General features: G+C 69.8%; 19 protein-coding genes. 16 read left to right on the top strand and 3 right to left on the bottom strand.

Going from position 1 to position 18,878, the window contains the following annotated elements; translation table 11 throughout:
- The first annotated feature begins 31 nt into the window (after positions 1-31).
- The 13 genes from glmS (at position 32) to LC452_RS14630 (ending at position 12,826) form a co-directional block, all read left to right on the top strand.
- Positions 32-1,879: a glutamine--fructose-6-phosphate transaminase (isomerizing) gene (gene glmS, locus LC452_RS14690; protein ID WP_223626570.1), complete on the top strand. Its 1,848-nt coding sequence runs from the start codon at positions 32-34 to the stop codon at positions 1,877-1,879.
- 205 nt (positions 1,880-2,084) lie between these two features.
- On the top strand, positions 2,085-2,444 hold the full coding sequence (locus LC452_RS14685) for a holo-ACP synthase (RefSeq protein ID WP_223626568.1): 360 nt from the start codon (positions 2,085-2,087) through the stop codon (positions 2,442-2,444).
- Positions 2,441-3,547 (top strand): alanine racemase, encoded by a 1,107-nt coding sequence (gene alr / locus LC452_RS14680; protein ID WP_223626567.1) that lies wholly within the window; start codon positions 2,441-2,443, stop codon positions 3,545-3,547. The genes LC452_RS14685 and alr overlap by 4 nt, the downstream gene beginning before the upstream one ends.
- A complete protein-coding gene (gene tsaE / locus LC452_RS14675; RefSeq protein WP_223626565.1) occupies positions 3,544-4,026 on the top strand; it encodes a tRNA (adenosine(37)-N6)-threonylcarbamoyltransferase complex ATPase subunit type 1 TsaE in 483 nt (160 codons plus the stop codon). The genes alr and tsaE overlap by 4 nt, the downstream gene beginning before the upstream one ends.
- Positions 4,023-4,829: a response regulator transcription factor gene (locus LC452_RS14670; protein WP_223626563.1), complete on the top strand. Its 807-nt coding sequence runs from the start codon at positions 4,023-4,025 to the stop codon at positions 4,827-4,829. Before tsaE ends, LC452_RS14670 begins: the two co-directional genes overlap by 4 nt.
- Positions 4,830-5,032: 203 nt before the next feature.
- Positions 5,033-6,634 carry a cell wall metabolism sensor histidine kinase WalK gene (locus tag LC452_RS14665; protein ID WP_223626561.1) on the top strand — a complete coding sequence of 534 codons (1,602 nt, stop codon included), beginning with the start codon at positions 5,033-5,035 and terminating at the stop codon, positions 6,632-6,634.
- The gene (locus tag LC452_RS14660) at positions 6,631-7,830 is read left to right on the top strand and encodes a hypothetical protein (RefSeq protein WP_223626560.1); all 1,200 of its coding nucleotides are present in this window, start codon (positions 6,631-6,633) and stop codon (positions 7,828-7,830) included. Before LC452_RS14665 ends, LC452_RS14660 begins: the two co-directional genes overlap by 4 nt.
- A complete protein-coding gene (gene tsaB / locus LC452_RS14655) occupies positions 7,827-8,444 on the top strand; it encodes a tRNA (adenosine(37)-N6)-threonylcarbamoyltransferase complex dimerization subunit type 1 TsaB (RefSeq protein WP_223626558.1) in 618 nt (205 codons plus the stop codon). The genes LC452_RS14660 and tsaB overlap by 4 nt, the downstream gene beginning before the upstream one ends.
- Entirely contained in the window at positions 8,441-8,929 is a 489-nt protein-coding gene (gene rimI, locus LC452_RS14650) for a ribosomal protein S18-alanine N-acetyltransferase (protein WP_223626556.1), read from the top strand. Before tsaB ends, rimI begins: the two co-directional genes overlap by 4 nt.
- Complete coding sequence (gene tsaD, locus LC452_RS14645) at positions 8,926-10,005, top strand: tRNA (adenosine(37)-N6)-threonylcarbamoyltransferase complex transferase subunit TsaD (RefSeq protein ID WP_223626554.1); 1,080 nt, start codon at positions 8,926-8,928, stop codon at positions 10,003-10,005. The genes rimI and tsaD overlap by 4 nt, the downstream gene beginning before the upstream one ends.
- Positions 10,002-10,490, top strand: a complete 489-nt coding sequence (locus LC452_RS14640; RefSeq protein ID WP_223626552.1) for a hypothetical protein — start codon at positions 10,002-10,004, stop codon at positions 10,488-10,490. The genes tsaD and LC452_RS14640 overlap by 4 nt, the downstream gene beginning before the upstream one ends.
- A 4-nt stretch (positions 10,491-10,494) precedes the next feature.
- Positions 10,495-11,625: a hypothetical protein gene (locus tag LC452_RS14635; protein ID WP_223626550.1), complete on the top strand. Its 1,131-nt coding sequence runs from the start codon at positions 10,495-10,497 to the stop codon at positions 11,623-11,625.
- Entirely contained in the window at positions 11,609-12,826 is a 1,218-nt protein-coding gene (locus tag LC452_RS14630; RefSeq protein WP_223626549.1) for a hypothetical protein, read from the top strand. The genes LC452_RS14635 and LC452_RS14630 overlap by 17 nt, the downstream gene beginning before the upstream one ends.
- A gap of 6 nt (positions 12,827-12,832) precedes the next feature.
- Here LC452_RS14630 and LC452_RS14625 read toward each other — a convergent pair whose 3' ends face one another.
- Positions 12,833-14,032 (bottom strand): class I SAM-dependent methyltransferase, encoded by a 1,200-nt coding sequence (locus LC452_RS14625; RefSeq protein ID WP_263294200.1) that lies wholly within the window; start codon positions 14,030-14,032, stop codon positions 12,833-12,835.
- A gap of 165 nt (positions 14,033-14,197) precedes the next feature.
- Between LC452_RS14625 and groES the strand changes: the two genes are divergently transcribed.
- The 3 genes from groES (at position 14,198) to LC452_RS14610 (ending at position 17,031) form a co-directional block, all read left to right on the top strand.
- Positions 14,198-14,494, top strand: a complete 297-nt coding sequence (gene groES, locus LC452_RS14620; RefSeq protein ID WP_046012430.1) for a co-chaperone GroES — start codon at positions 14,198-14,200, stop codon at positions 14,492-14,494.
- A gap of 182 nt (positions 14,495-14,676) precedes the next feature.
- Positions 14,677-15,612, top strand: a complete 936-nt coding sequence (gene rarD, locus LC452_RS14615) for an EamA family transporter RarD (RefSeq protein WP_223626545.1) — start codon at positions 14,677-14,679, stop codon at positions 15,610-15,612.
- Between the two features lie 144 nt (positions 15,613-15,756).
- Positions 15,757-17,031 carry an ABC transporter substrate-binding protein gene (locus LC452_RS14610; RefSeq protein ID WP_223626544.1) on the top strand — a complete coding sequence of 425 codons (1,275 nt, stop codon included), beginning with the start codon at positions 15,757-15,759 and terminating at the stop codon, positions 17,029-17,031.
- 102 nt (positions 17,032-17,133) lie between these two features.
- On the opposite strand, the gene LC452_RS14605 is transcribed toward LC452_RS14610, so the two are convergent.
- Positions 17,134-17,904, bottom strand: coding sequence for an ABC transporter ATP-binding protein (locus LC452_RS14605; RefSeq protein ID WP_223626542.1), 771 nt, complete (start codon positions 17,902-17,904; stop codon positions 17,134-17,136).
- Positions 17,901-18,854: an ABC transporter ATP-binding protein gene (locus LC452_RS14600; protein ID WP_223627690.1), complete on the bottom strand. Its 954-nt coding sequence runs from the start codon at positions 18,852-18,854 to the stop codon at positions 17,901-17,903. Before LC452_RS14600 ends, LC452_RS14605 begins: the two co-directional genes overlap by 4 nt.
- Between the last annotated feature and the right edge of the window lie 24 nt (positions 18,855-18,878).

Here is an 18,878-nt window from a genome sequence, read left to right as displayed (position 1 = left end):
ACTTGCAAAAGTTCGCGCTTATCTTTGAACCATGTGTGGAATCGTCGGATACGTGGGCCCGCGCCCCAGCCAGGACATCCTTCTCGCCGGCCTCGCCCGCCTCGAGTACCGCGGGTATGACTCGGCAGGTGTCGCCGTCATCGACGGCGACGGTGCGCTCGGCATGCGCAAGAAGGCGGGCAAGCTCGCCATGCTGCGCGACTCGCTCAAGGACGCCCCGCTCGCCGACGGCTCGACCGGCATCGGTCACACCCGCTGGGCGACCCATGGCGGACCGACCGATGTCAACGCGCACCCGCACCTCGCCGACGACGACAAGCTCGCCGTCATCCACAACGGCATCATCGAGAACTTCTCCGCGCTGCGCGAAGAGCTGCTCGCCGATGGCGTGGTGTTCCGCAGCGAGACCGACACCGAGGTGGCGGCCGCTCTCCTCGGCCGCGAGTACGCGGGCAACGGCGGCGACCTGCAGCACGCGTTCCGCAGCGTGGTCAACCGCCTCGAGGGCGCGTTCACCCTCCTCGCGATGCACCAGGACCACCCGGGCCTCGTGGTCGGCGCTCGCCGCAACTCGCCGCTGGTGATCGGCCTGGGCGAGGGGGAGAACTTCCTCGGCTCCGACGTCGCCGCGTTCATCGAGCACACCCGCAGGGCGCTGGCGATCGGGCAGGACCAGATCGTCTCGATCACCCCGGATGCCGTCACGGTCACCGACTTCTTCGGCGCGCCTGTGCAGGCCGAGCCGTTCGACGTCTCGTGGGACGCCGCCGCTGCCGAGAAGGGCGGCTGGTCGAGCTTCATGGCCAAGGAGGTCGCGGAGCAGCCCGAGGCCGTCGCGAACACGATCCGCGGGCGCATCCACGACGGCCAGGTCGTCATCCCCGAGCTCGACGGACTCGACGAGCTCTTCATCGGCATCAACCGCGTCATCATCACGGCCTGCGGAACGGCATCCTACGCAGCACTCGTCGGCAAGTACGCGATCGAGCAGTGGGCGCGCGTCGCGGTCGACGTCGAGCTCGCGCACGAGTTCCGCTACCGCGACCCGGTGATCGGCGCCGACACCCTCGTCGTGTCGATCAGCCAGTCGGGCGAGACCATGGACACGCTCATGGCCGTGAAGTACGCCCGCGAGCGCGGCGCGCGAACCCTCTCCATCTGCAACACGCAGGGCGCGACGATCCCGCGCGAGTCGGATGCCGTCGTCTACACCCACGCCGGACCCGAGGTCGCCGTGGCATCGACCAAGGCCTTCTCGGCTCAGATCACCGCGCTGCTGCTGCTCGGCCTGCACATGGGCCGCGTGCGCGGCACGGTCGCCGATGCATCCGCCGACGTCGCCGAGCTCGCCGCTCTGCCGGAGAAGGTCGCCCGCGTGCTCGAGAGCGAGCAGGAGCACGTCACCCAGCTCGCCGGCTGGATGGCCGACACCCGCTCCGTGCTCTTCCTCGGCCGCCACGTCGGCTACCCGATCGCGCTCGAGGGCGCGCTCAAGCTCAAGGAGATCTCGTACATCCACGCCGAGGGCTTCGCCGCCGGTGAGCTCAAGCACGGCCCGATCGCGCTCATCGAGCCGGGTCAGCCGGTGTTCGTGCTCGTGCCGTCGCCGCGTCACTCGGCGCTGGTGCACTCCAAGGTCGTCTCGAACATCCAGGAGATCCGCGCTCGCGGCGCCCGGGTGATCGTGATCGCCGAAGAGGGCGACGCGGCCGTCCTGCCGTTCGCCGACGAGGTCATCCACATCCCGCTCGCGGGCGCGATGTTCGAGCCGCTGCTCGCAGTCGTGCCGTTGCAGATCTTCGCCATGGCCCTCGCCACGGCCAAGGGTCTCGACGTCGACCAGCCGCGCAACCTCGCGAAGTCCGTCACCGTCGAGTAGGTCGCCCATTTGCAGGACGGCGGCGACCACGGTCGGCCAGTCGTGGACGATCATCGCGTAGTCGAAGCGCAGGGTCTCATATCCGAGAGCGGATGCCGCGGCATCCCGTTTCAGGTCGGCATGTCGCTTCGCGTGACTGTGGCGAAAAGCTCGTTCAGCGCAGACGAACCGCTCAACCCACGAGCATGCTCGCTAGGCTGAACGGGTGATCATCGGGACCGGCATCGACCTCGTGGACATCCCGCGGTTCGAACGGACCATGGAGCGGACACCACGTCTGCGGGAGCGACTCTTCGCCCCCTCGGAGCGCACGCTCCGTCTCCCGTCGCTGGCTGCGCGATATGCCGCGAAGGAGGCGCTGATCAAGGCGCTGGGCGGCTCGGACGGTGTGCACTGGACCGAGATCGAGATCGCCTCGGAGGCGTCGGGCAAGCCGCACTTCGTCCTCACCGGCTCGACGGCCGCGGTCGTCGAGGAACGCGGCATCCTCACGCTGCACCTGACACTCACCCACGACGCCGGCCTCGCTGCGGCGTTCGTCATCGCCGAAGGAGCACCGCTGTGACCGTCCCCTTCCGCGAGGCGACCATCGATCTCGACGCGATCGCCGACAACGTGCGGCACTTCCGACGTCTCACGGGCGTCGAGGTCATCGCCGTCGTCAAGGCGAACGCCTATGGTCACGGGGCGGCCGCGTCCGCGATCGCCGCGCTGTCGGCGGGTGCCACCCGGATCGGCGTTGCCGAGATCCCCGAGGCCCTCGAGTTGCGCCGACAGGGCGTGCACGCGCCGATCATGGCGTGGCTGCATGCTCCGGGGGAGCGGTTCGCGCAGGCCGCCGCCGAGAACATCGAGGTCGGCATCTCCTCATTCGACCAGCTCGAGGCGGCTGCGACCGCCGCCTCGGTGGATCATCCGGTCAGCGTGCACCTGAAGTTCGAGACCGGGCTCTCACGCAACGGCATCGCTCCGGCGGACTGGGCGCGCGTGCTGGCCGAGGCCGCGCGACTCGAACGGATCGGACGCCTCCGCATCGTCGGACTGTTCAGCCACCTCTCGAACACCTCGCCGGAGGACGACAGGGCGGCGCTCGCGCGTTTCGAGGAGGGCGTCGCGGCCGCGGCATCCTTCGGCATCCGACCGGAGATCCGTCACATCGCCGCCACGGCCGCGGCGATCGACCTGCCCGAGATGCGGCTCGACGCGGTGCGCATCGGCATCGGAATCTACGGACTGTCGCCGTTCGACGATCGCACCTCGGCCGAGCTCGGACTGCGTCCGGCGATGACCCTGCGGGGATCGATCGCCGCCGTGCGCCGCGTGCCCGCAGGCGCCGGTGTCTCCTACGGCTACGACTACCGCACAGAACGCGACACCACCCTGGTGCTCGTCCCGCTCGGCTATGCCGACGGCGTCCCGCGCAGCGGCTCCGGCAAGCTCTCCGTCTCGATCGCCGGTCGGCGGTTCCCGAACGTCGGACGCGTCGCGATGGACCAGTTCGTGGTCGACGTGCGCGACACCCCGGTCTCGATCGGCGATGAGGTCGTGCTGTTCGGCGATCCGACGCTGGGCGTGCCGTCGGCGGCGGAGTGGGCGGATGCCGCGGGCACGATCAACTACGAGATCGTCACGCGCATCGGTCCTCGCGTGCCCCGGCGGGCATCGTGAGCGTCGATCCCGCCTTCATCGGAAGGCGCGAGATCGCGACGACGGAGGCGATGGAGGATCTCGGACTGCGCATCGGAGAGCAGCTCGGTGCCGGCGACCTGCTGATCCTCACCGGTCCGCTCGGCGCAGGGAAGACCACGTTCACGCGGGGGCTCGCCCAGGGACTCGGCGTGCGAGGACCGGTGCAGAGTCCGACCTTCGTGATCGCCCGCACGCACCCGTCGCTGGTGGGCCGTGCTCCGCTCGTGCACGTCGACGCCTACCGGCTCGGCTCCGGCGCCGAACTCGACGACCTCGACCTCGACCTGACCCGCTCGGTGGTCGTCATCGAATGGGGACGCGGAATGGCCGAGGAGCTCGCCGACTCATGGTGGGACATCGAGCTGGAGCGCCCCGTCGGTGCCGGCGATGCGGATCCGGCCGAGCTGGACGCCGACGCCCCGCGCATCGTGACCATCAGCCGGGAGAGTGCGCCGTGAGCGAGAGGACCGCCGGCGCGCTCGTGGCCGTGATCATCGAGGACGACGCCGATGTGAGGTCGCTCCTCGACGAGGTGTTCCGCGCCGCGGGCTTCCGGACCGTCCTGGCCGGATCCGGTCTCGAAGGCCTCGCCGCGATCGAGGAGCACGGGCCGGTCATCACGACGCTCGACATCAACCTCCCGGGCATCGACGGCTTCGAGGTCGCCCGTCGCATCCGCCGGATCAGCTCGACGTTCATCATCATGCTGTCGGCCCTCGCCGACGAGTCGGATGTCGTGCTCGGGCTCACCTCGGGCGCCGACGAGTATCTCGTCAAGCCGTTCCGGCCGCGGGAGCTCCGCGCCAGGATCGAGGCGCTTCTCCGGCGTCCGCGCAATGAGGATCCGCGGACCGCGGCGGCACCGCGGGCCGTGCCCGATGCACCGCCGGGAGCGAGCGCCGACACGACGGTGGCGACGTGGCGCGGTCGTGTGCATCTCGACCTCAGTCTCGACCTCGACACCCGCGTCGTCCTGGTCGGGCAGCAGCGTGTCGACCTCACACCGACGGAGTTCGAGCTTCTGGCCACTCTGCTCGCGTCGCAGCGGAGAGTCTGCAGCAAGGCGGAGCTCGCGCTCGGTCTCCGCGGCGTTCCTCCCGGCGGCACCGGGCATGTCAGCGAACCCGACAAACGTGCCATCGAGACCCATATCGCGAATCTGCGGCGCAAGCTCGGCGACAGTTCGACGGAGCCGCGTTACATCGAGACGGTGCGCGGAGTCGGCTACCGTCTCACCCCCGCGGACGCCGCGGCGGGGTAGGGAGTGCTGGTGAGGCCGCGGCTCCCCAGCCGCGGCCTCAGTGCCTGCGAATCCCCACTCGCGTGGCCCAGCGCCTGCGAATCCCCAGTCGCAGAGTCAGCCCCCACTCAGGATGCTATTGCCGGGATGCCGCCTGAAGAGCGCAGAGACCCGATCTTTGAGTAATCTTGCGTCAAAGCTGAGGATCGACCGGAGGGCGGGCGATGATGATCCGCACCGTCTCGATCTGGCGATGGCAGTTGGTGTTCACGGGCAGCATCGTTGCGATCGCCGTGATGATCACGGCCTTCAAGCCGACGACGCTGGGACTGCCCCTGGTGATCGCCGGGCTCGCGCTCGTCGTCGTCACGACCCTGGTGACCTTCGCCGTCCCCTGGCACCGACTGCCGCGCCGCGCGGTCGTCATCCTGCCGCTGCTCGACGTCCTCGCCGTCGGGCTGACGACCAACGCACCCGACATCCGGCTCGGGCTCCTCTGGGTCTTCCCCGTCACCTGGCTCGCCACCTACTTCACCATGCCGTGGGTGCTGGGCGGCGTCGCCTTCAGCGCCGCATGCCTGGTGCTCTTCTCCGAGCGGAACGGTGAGCCCGCCGACGTGCTGTTGCGCGTCCTCACCGTCATCATCACCCTGAGCTTCCTCGGCGTCACCGTGCGGATCGGCGCGCAGCGCTCGCGAGCCGCGCGGCGCCTGCTGGAGCGGCGATCGGAGCAGGTGAACCGTGCGGCCGAGCGTGCGGAGACGAACCAGCGACGGGTGACCCAGGTCATCGACGCCCTCGGGGTCGCCCTCGTCGTGGTCGACGACGACGGCCGGGTCATGCAGATGAACGACGCGTACCGCGCCCTGTACGGCCGCGATCGCTACGGAGAGGCGCTGCCGTCGACCGCGGTCGAGTACGACCGACGGCGCGGGTCGGCCGTGCCTCCGGCCCGCACCACCCTCGCGCGGGCCGCGAGCGGAGAGCAGCTGCAGGACGAGCGCGTCTGGCTGTTCGACGGCGCGGGGCACTGGCGCGCACTGCAGGTGAGCACGCGGACGATCGCGAGTGCGACCGAGGGGAAGCGCATCACCCTGGTCGTGATCGACGACGTGACCGAGCTGATGGAGGCGGCGGAGGAGCGGCGCGCGCTCGGCGCGGTCGTGTCGCACGAGCTGCGCAATCCGCTGACCGCCATCATCGGCCATGTGGACCTGCTGCTCGAGCGGGAGGACCTTCCGCCCCAGGTCACCGCGCAGCTCGGAGTCATCGCGAACGCCGGGGAGCGCATGGAGAATCTCGTGGCCAGCACGCTCGAGACCACCCGGAGGGCGCCGGAAGAGCCCTTCGAGCCGGTCGATCTGCGGGAGGTGGTCGAGGAGTCGGCGGCGTCGTACGCGCCTCTCATCTCGGGCAGCAGGCAGGAACTGGACATCAGCGGGGCCGAGCGTCTCGTGATCTACGGCGACGCCTTCCGGCTCCGCCAGGTGCTGGACAACCTGCTGAGCAACGCCGTGAAGTACACGCCGGCCGGCGGGCGCATCGCCGTGCGCCTCGGCTGGACCGGAGACAAGCAGGCGGAACTCGTCGTGACCGACACCGGGACCGGGATCGCCGCGGACGAGCTGTCCCGCGTCTTCGAGCCGTATTTCCGCACGGATCGCGCGGTGCTCGCCGGAGTCGCCGGCACCGGGCTCGGTATGGGCATCGCCCGGGCCATCGTCGAGGCGCACGAGGGCAGCATCCGGGTCGAGAGCAGCATCGGTGTCGGCACGGTCGTCACCCTGCGATTCCCGCCTCGGCGGGTGAAGGAGGTCCTGGCGTGAGCGCGTTGGCACTCGTACCGGTGGCAGTCGATGTCACCACCAGCATGGTCGCGGTCGTGACCGTGCTCGCCGCGCTGGTGTTCGGGCTCGCGACGTTGGCACGACCGAGCCGCGCGACCGTGACGTGGGGTGCCGCCTTCGGACTCGGCGTGCTCGGGGCCTATCTCTGGTTGGCCGGGCAGCAGACGGGCGAGCAGGCCCTGCGCGGCGCGGCCTCCGGGCTGCTGCTCTCGTTCGAGCCCCTGGTCTGGATCGGCCTGCGGATGTACCGAGGTCGTCGCACCCCCTGGTGGCCGGTGGCCCTCTTCGCGGCTGCCGCGCCGACAGCTCTGGTGGTGACCGCGGATTCGCCGTGGTACCTGCTGGCGTTCCACTCGGTCTTCCTGGCGAGCGGGATCTTCGCGGCACTCGTGGCGTACGAGCTGTGGCGGGGCAGGCCTGCTGCGCGTGACATCACGATGCCGCTCGCCCTGGCATCGTGCGCGCTCTTCCTCGTCGCCGTCGCCAGCGGCGCGTCGGCCCTGGTCACCGACGCGGCGAACACGGCCGCCCAGCTCAGCGCGCTGCGGGGCATGAACGCGGTCGGCACACTCGTCGTCAGCACCTGCGCCGCCTTCACCCTCGTCCTGACGGTGCGCGCGGACGGCATCGCTCCGACCGGCACCGCTGCGGCGATCGCCGGGCTGCGACGGCGGCTGCAGAAGGCGCAGGCCCAGAACGAGCAGAGCTGGTCGATCCTCGACGTGCGCCTCGACGATCCCGCCGATCTGCGCGAGGCCTCGACAGGGTCGGCCTTCGCCATGATCGCCGACCGCTTCCACGACGACGTCCAGGAGGCGCTTCCCGCCGCGGCCGACGCGGTGCGGATCGACGACGCGCGGGCGATCGTGCTGATCCGGGGCGGTGAGGAGGCGGTCCAGTTCCACATCCGCGACATCCTCAACCGGGTCTCGATCATCGAACGGGATGCACCCGTGCACGGCATCCGCGCCTCCGCGAGCATCGGCTGGGCGCTGGTGACGGTGCTCGGCTTCGACTACGACGTGCTGGCCACCGGCGCGGGGGCGGCGGCGGTGCGAGCCCGGGAGGGCGGCGGCGACCGCTGGAAGCAGGCGACGGCCCTCGATGTGCCGGCATCCGAGCTCGAGGCGGTATCGAGCAGAGCCCCCTCGGCCCGGACTACCCTGGAAGGGTGATCCTCGCCGTCGACACCTCCCTGGGCACCGCCGTCGCGCTCATCGATTCCGACGGGACGCGACGCGCCGAGGCGGCGACGACGGATCCCCTCGGACATGCCGAGGTCATCGGCGTCCTCCTCGCCGAGGTGCTCGAGGAGGCGGCTCCCGGAGACATCACGCACGTCGTCGCGGGCATGGGCCCAGGGCCCTTCACCGGTCTCCGTATCGGCATCGCCGCGGCGCGCGCGTTCGCCCTCGGCCGGGGGCTCCCGGTCGTCGCCGTCCCCAGTCATCTCGCCGCCGCCCTCACCGCCCTCGAGACCGAGAAGGGGCCGTTCGCGATCGTCACGGACGCCCGCCGACGCGAGGTCGCGATCACGGTGTTCGACGGCGCGGACGCCGACGGCCTCCCGCAGGTCCTGGCCGACACCGTCCTGGTGAAGGCCGTGGATGCCGACGCGCACCTGGCCGGCATCCGCCGCATCGATGTCGCCGCGCTCTCCGCCGTCGATCTGGCCCGGGTCGGCGCGCGAGCGCTCGCCGCGGGTCGCACCCTCGCCGGCGACGAGCCCCTGTACATGCGGCATCCCGACGTCACGCTGCCCGGAGCCCCCAAGAAGGTCGGATCGTGACCCTCCGCGCAGCCACCTCCGCCGATCTCGCCGCCATCATGCGGATCGAGGACCGATCGTTCCCGACTGATGCGTGGAGCCCCGAGACCATGGCCGCCGAGCTCGCCAGCCCGCACGGGCAGTATCTCGTCGACGAGCACGAGGGCGTCGTGATCGGCTACGGGGGCGTGCGTGCACTGCAGGGGAGTCCGGATGCCGACATCCAGACCATCGCCCTCCTCGCCGAGCACCGGGGGCAGGGGAGAGGGCGGGCCCTGCTGCGGGCGCTGCTGGCGGCAGCACGGGAGCGCGGAGCGCGCGAGATCTTCCTGGAGGTCAGGGCCGACAACCCGACCGCGGCGGGACTCTACCTCGCCGAGGGCTTCGAGGAGATCGGCAGGCGGCCTCGCTACTATCAGCCCGACGACGTGGACGCGATCGTGATGCGGAGCGATCTGCGACGGCAGCCGCGGGCCGCCGATGAGCCGGAGGAGGCGAACGCATGAGTGAGCCCCTGGTGCTCGGCATCGAGACGAGCTGCGACGAGACCGGCATCGGCATCGTGCGCGGACGCACGCTCCTCTCGAACACCATCGCGTCGAGCATGGACGAGCACGCCCGCTTCGGCGGCGTCGTGCCCGAGGTGGCCGCCCGTGCGCACCTCGAGGCGCTGCAGCCTTCGATCGATGCCGCTCTCGCCGAGGCGGGCGTCGGTCTCGACGACCTCGACGCGGTGGCGGTGACCAGCGGCCCCGGTCTCGCCGGTGCTCTCATGGTCGGCGTCGGTGCGGCCAAGGGTCTCGCGGTCTCGCTCGACAAGCCGCTGTATGCCGTGAACCATCTCGTCGGGCACATCGCCGCCGACATCCTGACGCCGGATGCCGAACCGCTCGAGTATCCGACCATCGCCCTGCTGGTCTCCGGAGGCCACACCTCGCTGCTGCACGTGCGCGACCTCACCACCGATGTCGAGCTGCTCGGCGAGACCATGGACGACGCGGCCGGCGAGGCCTTCGACAAGGTCGCCCGGCTCCTGTCGCTGCCGTATCCCGGCGGCCCCGAGATCGACCGCGCGGCGCGCGACGGCGATCCGGATGCCATCCGGTTCCCCCGCGGGCTCTCCCGCGCCTCGGATCTCGCGAAGCACCGCTACGACTTCTCGTTCTCCGGACTGAAGACCGCGGTCGCCCGCTGGGTCGAGCGCTTCGAGGCCGAGAACGCGGACGGCGCTGCGGAGCTCCCCGTCGCGGATGTCGCGGCGAGCTTCCGCGAGGCCGTCGTCGACGTGCTGGTGACCAAGGCGCTCGCCGCCTGCACGGATCTCGGTGTGCCGCGACTGCTGCTCGGCGGCGGGGTGATCGCCAACCGACGCCTGCGCGAGGTCGCCCTGCAGCGTGCCGAGGCGGCGGGCGTGACCGTGCGCATCCCGCCCCTCTCGCTGTGCACCGACAACGGTGCGATGATCGCGGCGCTGGCCGCCGAGCTGATCGTCTCGGGGCGCCGGCCCTCGACTCTCGCCTTCGGCGCGGACTCGACCCTCCCCGTCACCGAGATCCAGATCGCCGAAGCGGTGCCGGCGTGACCGACGTGCCGCGCACGCCCGAGGCGGAAGGGTCGGTTCCGCCCCCGCGCACGAGTATCGAGCGCCCCAGCGGCGAGGTCGAGCGACCGGTGGGAGCGACGAGGATCCCCGGCGCTCGCCGCGACGGCTACACGAAGCTGCCGACCGGCCCGGTCGGCATCGAACCCGTGGTGGTGAGCGGCCCCGACATCGACGCGGTCGACGACACCGACTGGGAGCCGACGACCGACACCGCCGCGATCGACGACACCCGACTGGCGCCCTGGGCGCTCCTCGCCGCGATCGTCGCGCTCGGCGCCTCGTTCTTCGTGGGGTGGGGCATCCCGGTGGCGGTCGTCTCGGTGGTCGCCGCGATCATGTCGCTGCGGCGCCCGGTCGAGAGCCGCGTGATCGCGCGCTGGGCGCTCGTCCTCGGCCTCTGTGCGACCGTCTACAGCCTGGGCTGGCTCGTCTGGGCCGGCATGCAGTTCGAGCGGCTCGGGTAGTCCCATGCTGGACGCCGACGAGCTCGCGGAGATGCGCGCACTGCAGGTGCGGGCGTACGGGCGCGGCGGCGAGCTGTCTCCGGGAGAGGCCGACCGTCTGACCGATCTCCAGGCTCGCGTGCCGGAGCATCGTGAGACGGCGCCCGCGGATCGACGCGAGCCCTCGGCTCCTGAGCGCGTCGCCACCGCGCCGATCGAGGCTCGCAGCTTTCGTGCCGCTGCTCCCGAACCGACCGCCATCGCGACCGCCCCGGGTTTCGCACCCGCCGAGCCCGCCGAGCCCGCCGAGCCCGCGGAAGGGGCCGAGGAAGCGCCTCCCTCGGCATCCGCTCTGTCGTCGATCCGGGCGCTGTGGCGCCCTCTCACGCTCGCCGCCGTCGTGGTGCTCGCTGTGGGCGTGGGCATCGGCTGGCTCGCGTTCGGCCGCGTGATCATGCCGTCCATCGCACTCTCCCCGGAGCAGCAGGAATGGCAGACCGCCCTTCTCGCGGAGGGGGTCTACGACTCCGGATCGGTGCGGGCGGTCGCCGCCGAGGACGGGGTCGTCGTCTGGATGGCCACGCAGGACGAGCGGGAGAAGACCTGCATCATCCTGAGCAACGGCGAACGGACCCGGCCGAGCTGTCAGCCGACCGAGGTCGTCGAAGAGGACGGGATCTTCGGCCAGCTCCTCGTGGAGGTCAGCGAGGCGGCGCGGCGCGAGGTCATGGCCTCGGTCTTCTTCGCGCCCTCAGGCGAACCCGTCGTGCGGATGGACTCCTGGGACCAGACGCCCGGCACCTCGTCCATCACGTATGCCAGCGAGGAGGAGACGAGGATCGCTGCACGGCTCGCCGAAGACGGCTACGATCCGAACTCGATCTGGGTGGCCGGCTACGACGGTGGCGTGCCGGTCTGGACCGCCACGGTGATCGACTCGCAGGCGCAGTGTCTGATCTACGACGGCGCGAGCGAATCGTCGCCCCGGGTCTGCGCTGATGCGCAGACGATGATGGACCAGGAATCGGGGCTCGTGCTCAATGTCGTCGACCCGGTGAGCGGCCAGGCGACGACGTTCGAGATGTCGCCCAACACGGGGCCGACCTACCTGGTGATCACTCGCGAGCGAGGTGAGACCGGTGCCGGCGGCGACTGACCCCGACGAGCTGCGCGCGCTGCAGCGGAAGGCCTACGGACGCGACGGTGCACTGACGGATGCCGAAGCGAGGCGGCTCCGCGACCTCGAGCGTGCGGGGCAGGAGGAGACGGTCGCACCGTCCGAGGCTCCGCCGGTCGAGATCGGGATCGTCGACGCGGTTCCGTTCGACATCGACCGGCGGCGCGGCGCCCCGGTCGATGTCCCCGTTCCCGGCGCTTCGACCGGCTCAGGGACCCGGGAATCGGGGTCGGATGGTGTTCGCATCCCGGACTCCGGCGCCGAGGAATCGGGGACTCCGCGCTCGCGGACCGCATCGAGACTGCTCCGTCGGTGGTGGGTGCCGGCCGCGGCATCCGCTCTGCTGCTGGCGATCGGCGTGGGTGCCGGCTGGGTGTTCTTCGGCCAGCCCGCCGGGACCGTCGTCCTGACGACGGATCAGCAGGAGCGACGGACGGAGCTCTATCAGGAGGGCGACTACGACGCCGGCAGTCTGCTCGCGGTCGGGCAGGATGAAGACGCCGTGGCCTGGTACGCGACGAAGGACGGCGGCGAGCAGGCCTGCCTGGTGATCGACATCGCTCAGGCATCGTCGGAGGCATGTCAGGACGCCGCGGACACCCGTCCCTTCGGCCTGTCGGCGTCGGTGATGGTGCCGCCGAACGCCGGCAGCGATGCCGAGTCCGGGGTGGCTCCGGGCGCCAGTGTGAACGCTTACCTGATGCTCTCGACGACCGGCGAGCCGATGGTCTCCATCCAGCGGTGGTCACCGGATCTCGCGATGATCAGTCAGTTCCGCGGCGCGGAGCGCGACCGCGCGACCGCGCTCATCTCAGAGGGATTCAACGCCGGTCTGCTGATCGTCGGCGAGTTCCAGAGCGAGCCCGTGTGGTTGGGCACCCGTTTCTCGGAGGGCGACTCGTTCGTGGAGTACTGCATGATCGTCGACGGCGTCGACGGGAGGACCGTGTGCAGCGCGGACATCGACGCGGCGGGGCGGGGCGTGTCCACCGACGTCGAGGGAACCGCCGACGGGGTGCCGACGACCTGGAACCTCCGGGTCCAGAACACGCAGGACCGGACGCCCTACCTCACGATCGCCCAGACCGTCTCGTTCCCGAACCCGGGCGACAGGGTCACGCTGGGCGGAGACGACGGCGACCCGCTCGAAGAGACCGTGCCGAGCGAACCCCCGGGGTGAGCGCGATCAGCCGAACGCGGGCACGCGATCGGCGAGGATCGCGCGGCGCTGGTCGCCGATGCGTACGAGGATGAGCGTGGCCTCTTCGTCGCCACGCAGGGTCAGCTTCTTCCGGAACGCCGCGGGGTCGATGTCGACGCCGCGCTTCTTGATCTCCAGCCGACCGATCCCGTTGGCCTTCAGCACGGCGCTGATCGCCTTGGGATTCGCGGGCATCGTCTCGCGCACGCGGAACGACTGCACGAAGGGGCTCGTCAGGGCGGCATCCGAGGTCAGGTAGGCGATGTGCTCGTCGAGCATGCCGGCGTCGAGGCTTCGTGCGACGTCGCCGATCAGGCGTGCGCGGATGACGGCCCCGTCGGGCTCGTGCAGGAAGGCTCCGAGCGCGCGGACGGGCACGTCGTCGGCGTCTCCGCTCGACGTGAGCTCATGGGAGCGCTCGCCGCGGATCACGAGAGCCGCGCGGCGCACACCCTCGCGCGCGAGGGCCCCGCTCCACACGACGAGCTCGACGACGCTGCCGTCGGCGCTCACCCACTGGGCCTCGTCGTCGTCGGGGAGCGCGTCGCGGTCGTGCGCCGGACCGAGCTTGATGCCGGTGGGCCGGCGTGCCGCGACGTCGAACGCCCAGTCCAGCGAGGGCGAGTAGTCATCGGCGGAGACGCGACGGGTCTCGCTGTGGCCCGCGGTGCGACGGGCAGGATCCATCCAGACTGCGCCGGGTTCGGTGCCCGAGGAGAGTGTGCTCTCGGCTGTCCCGTGGCGCACGACGGCCGCGTCGCCGAACGGTGCGAGGTTGTAGGCCGCGATGACGGAGGTGACCTCGTCGGCGTCGACCGCCAGCACGTCGAGACCCGCACCCGCGAAGGCGAGGGCGTCGCCGCCGATACCGCAGCCGAGGTCGGCGACGCGGGTGATGCCGGCGCTGCGGATCCGCTGCGCATGCCGCGCCGCGACCGCGAGCCGTGTCGCCTGCTCGAGACCGGCACGGGTGAAGAGCATCCGTGCGGCGAACGCGCCGAACTTCGCGGTCGCCCGGGAGCGCAGATGCGCCTGGCCGACCACCGCCGAGACAAGATCGGGGGAGTGCCCGGCCGCCCGCAGCCGCGAGACCGTGCGTGCGACGTCGGCGGTCGACTCGATCAGCCCCACCTCGTCAAGGAGCGCGAGCCCTTCGGGGGTCAGCAGCGCTCGCAGCTCGGACATCTCCACGTTCTCAGCCTAATTCCCCGGTCGTGGCCGCCGAGACGGGCAGCGGGTTGGCACTCGCATTGCATGAGTGCCAACCGAGCGCCTAGACTGGATTAGCACTCTCGGGTTGAGAGTGCGAACAAGTCTTTCGTGTCAGCGTCAAGAAAGAAGAGGTAGACCGTGTCGGTTTCCATCAAGCCGCTCGAGGACCGCATCGTCATCCAGCAGGTCGAGGCCGAGCAGACCACCGCGAGTGGCCTGGTCATCCCCGACACTGCCAAGGAGAAGCCCCAGGAGGGCGAGGTCATCGCCGTCGGCCCCGGCCGCATCGATGACAACGGCAACCGCGTTCCGATCGACGTCGCCGTCGGCGACCGTGTCCTGTACAGCAAGTACGGCGGCACCGAAGTGAAGTTCGGCGCAGACGAGTACCTCGTCCTGTCGGCCCGCGACGTCCTCGCGGTCGTCGTCCGCTGAAGACCTGAAGCCGGTTCCTGAGCCTGTCGAAGGACAGCGAGCCAGCTCGTGAGAAGGAGCTCGGATGCCACGGCATCCGGGCTCCTTCTGCTTTCCGCCACCCGGCATCCGATTCCTGCCGAACTCCGCACGGCGGGGTGCTCGCGGTGATCGGACTCCGCCTGCGGCAATAGGGTTGTCCAGTGCCCCCTGAGACGACGACCCGCGCCACTCGGACCGCCGGAGTCGCCTACGCGGGCGGCGCCTATCTGCTCTGGGGCATCCTCCCGCTGTACTTCCTGCTCCTCGTGCCGACCGGCCCCTGGGAGGTCGTCGCCTGGCGCGTCCTGTTGTCGCTCGTCTTCTGCCTGCTGCTGCTCACGGTGACGCGCGGCTGGGCGGCGTTCGGCGTGATCCTGCGGCAGCCGAAACTCCTCGGCTGGACCGCGCTCGCCGGCCTGCTCATCTACGTCAACTGGCAGGTGTTCGTGCTCGGCACGCTCACCGGCCACGTCGTGGAGACCAGCCTCGGATACTTCATCAACCCGATCACCACGGTGCTGCTCGGCGTCTTCGTGCTGAAGGAGCGCATCCGCCGACTCCAGTGGGCGGCCATCGCCATCGCCGCGATCGCCGTCGTCGTGATCGTCGTGGCCTACGGCGCCTTCCCGTGGATCGCGCTGACACTGACCGCGTCGTTCGGCGTCTACGGCCTGATCAAGAAGAAGATCGGTCCCGCGGTCGACGCGGTGAGCGGCCTCACGCTCGAGTCGTTCTGGCTGATCCCGATCGCGGTCGTGCAGCTGATCATCGTGGCGCAGACCCCGGCGGGCATCACGATGGGGCAGAACGGCTGGGGTCACGCCCTTGTGCTCGGTTTCGCCGGCGTGGTCACCGCGGTGCCCCTGCTGCTCTTCGCCGCCGGCACGCGAAGGATCGACCTCACGGTGATCGGCATGATCCAGTTCGTCACGCCCGTGATGCAGTTCATCCTCGGCGTCGCGGTGCTCGGCGAGCCCATGCCGGCCGAACGCTGGGCCGGATTCATCATCGTGTGGATCGCCATCGCCGTGTTCGTGATCGACCTCCTCCTGGCGGCCCGTCGCGGGCGTCGTGTCGCGGAGCCCGGAGTCGCCTGACCCTGCGGCCCACCGCGGCCAGGACTCGGTATCGGATCGTTAACGCACTGAGATACTGCCGACACCTGCGCGCGAGCATCTCGCTCTAGTGTTAGAGCACCCGATCGCGGTCACAATCCGCGCTCAGTTACGCAAGGGAGCAACATGAACGTATTGAAGGGTTCGCGCAGCGCGAAGATCTTCGCGGGGATCGCGCTGCTCAGCGCATCCGCCATCGTGGTCGCCGGCTGCAGCAGCACGCCGAACGCCGAGCCATCGGAAGGCGGTGGAGACAAGCCCGCAGCAGACCTGACGCTCAAGCTCGGTTCGCTGCTGCCTCAGACCGGATCGCTGTCGTTCCTCGGCCCGCCCATGGAATCCGGCGTCGGACTCGCCGTCTCCGAGGTCAACGAGGCCGCCGCCGGCGTGACCATCGACCTGACGGCCGAAGACGAGGGCGACACCGACACCAAGGCGTACGAGACCTCCATCACCAAGCTCCAGGGCGCAGGCGTGACCGCCATCGTCGGTGCCGCGGCATCCGGTGTCTCCCGCCTCATCCTCGACGGAAACGTCAGCGCGGGAATCCTGCAGATCTCGGCCTCGAACACTGGTCCCGACTTCACCGACTGGGACGACAACGGCCTGTACTTCCGCACCGCACCCAGCGACCTGCTGCAGGGTGAGGTTCTCGGCAACCTGATCGCCGAAGACGGTCACAAGACGCTCGGCGTCATCTACCAGAACGACGCCTACGGCACCGGCCTGTTCGACAACATCAAGTCGACGTTCGAGGGCGCCGGCGGCGAGGTCGTCGCGGATGCGTCGTACAACGTCGGTGACGGTCAGTTCGACGCTCAGGTCGAGACCATCAAGGCCGCGAACCCCGACGCCGTCGCGATCGTGTCGTTCGACCAGTTCAAGACCATCGCCCCGCTGCTGCAGAACGCCGGCATCTCGCCGGACAAGTGGTACCTGGTCGACGGCAACCTGTCCGACTACGGCTCCTCGCCCGACACGAACTTCTCCTTCTCGCTCGAGGGCGCGCAGGGCACGAAGCCGGGTCCGGCACTCGAGGACGACTTCACCGACCGTCTGCAGGCGTACTGGACGGGTGAGGGCAACCCTGAGGTCAACGACTTCACCTACGCGGCCGAGGCGTACGACGCCGTCGTGCTCGTGGCTCTGGCGTCGCTCGCGGCAGGCTCCACCGAGGGCGCGGACATCGCGGCCAAGATGGAAGAGGTCTCCGGCGGTTCCGGCGACGGTGAGAAGTGCACCAGCTTCGCTGACTGCGCCAAGATCATCAACGACGGTGGCACGGCCGACTACGACGGCTACTCCGGCGAGGTCACGTTCGACGAGAACGGCGACCCGCAGGGTGCGTCCATCGGTACCTACAAGTACGGTGCCGACAACCTGATCACCCGCACCAACTGATCACACGCGCGAAGGCCCCGGATGCTGCATCCGGGGCCTTCGTCGTGTCTGGAGAAAGAGAGAGGGGCGGATGCCTCAGCATCCGCCCCTCTCTCCGACGCGTCAGGCGGCGTCTTCGGTGCCGAGCGTACCGAGGTACAGTCCGATCACCTTGGGATCGTTGAGGAGGTCGCGTCCGGTGCCCTCGTACGCGTCCCTGCCCTGATCGAGCACATAGCCGCGGTCGCAGATCTGCAGGCAGCGCCGGGCGTTCTGCTCGACCATGATCGTCGTCACGCCCGCCTTGTTGATGTCGGAGACGCGGATGAACGCGTCGTCCTGGCGCACGGGGGAGAGGCCGGCGGAGGGCTCGTCGAGCAGCAGCACCGACGGGTCCATCATGAGGGCCCGTGACATCGCCACCATCTGCCGCTCGCCGCCCGAGAGCGAACCTGCGCGCTGCTTGAGCCGCTTGCCGAGCTCGGCGAAGATGCTGCTGACGAACTCCAGCCGCTCGGCGTAGATCTTGGGGTTCTGGTAGAGCCCCATCTGCAGGTTCTCCTCGATGGAGAGCGACGGGAAGACGTTGTTCGTCTGAGGGACGAAGGCCACGCCACGCTTCACGAGCTTGTCGGCCTTGAGCCCCACGATGCTCTCGCCCTTGAGCGTCACGTCGCCGCTGCGCACGTTCACCATGCCGAAGATCGCCTTCAGCAGGGTCGACTTGCCGGCGCCGTTCGGGCCGATGATGCCGATCAGCTCGCCCTTGCGCGCGACGAGGTTGGCGCCGTTGAGGATGTTCACACCCGGCAGGTAGCCGGCGTGCACATCCTTCAGCTCGACGATGACATCGTCGTTCTTGATCTCGTTCCGGACAGGCGTCTGGTCGGTCATGCCTTCTTCTCCTCGGCGTCGTCGACGGATTCCTCGGCCTCGACCTCTGCTTCGACCTGTTCGCGGAACTTCGCGGCATCCACGTCGGCGACCACGGGGATGCGGCCGGTGACGGCACCCAGATCGACGTCCTGATGCGCCCCCAGGTAGGCGTCGACGACCGCGGGGTCTGCCATGACCTCGTCGGGCGGGCCTTCTGCGACGACACGGCCCTCCGCCATCACGACGACCCAGTCGGCGATGTGGCGGACCATGTGCATGTCGTGCTCGACGAAGAGCACAGTCATCCCGAGGCCCTTGAGGTCGAGGATGTGGTCGAGGAGCGACTGCGTGAGCGCCGGGTTGACGCCGGCCATCGGCTCATCGAGCATCACGAGCGTCGGATCGCTCATCAGGGCTCTGGCCATCTCGAGGAGCTTGCGCTGCCCGCCGGAGAGCGATGCGGCGAAGTCCTTTTCCTTGGCGTCGAGCTTGAAGCGCGCGAGCAGGTCGCGCGCCTTGCCCTCGATCTTGGTGTCCTGCTTGCGCCACAGGAACGGGAAGAGACTCGACCAGAAGCCCTCGCCGCGCTGATGCGGGGCGCCGAGCTTCATGTTCTCGAGCACCGTGAGCAGCGACAGCGACTTGGTGAGCTGGAACGTGCGCACCTGGCCCATGCGGGCGACCTTGAACGACGGCACCCCGGAGAGGTTCTTGCCGTCGAACGACCAGGTGCCGCTGTTCGGCTTGTCGAACCCGCAGAGCAGGTTGAACAGCGTCGTCTTTCCGGCGCCGTTCGGTCCGATCAGGGCGGTGATGGCGCCGCGGGGGATCTCGAGGTGGTCGACGTCGACGGCGGTCAGTCCGCCGAAGCGCCGCTGCACCGCGTCGGCGACGAGGATCGGATCGACCTTGGCGACGCCGGGCTTCACCTCTCCCTTGGTGAGACCGGTGGTCTTCGGGCGTCGGATGCTTCCCGTGGCCGGCCCTTCGGC

It is taken from the genome of Microbacterium sp. EST19A (genome assembly GCF_019969685.1).
Taxonomy (GTDB): domain Bacteria; phylum Actinomycetota; class Actinomycetes; order Actinomycetales; family Microbacteriaceae; genus Microbacterium.
Note: the sequence above shows the minus strand (reverse complement) of the source record. Positions and strands in the feature narration are given on the sequence as shown.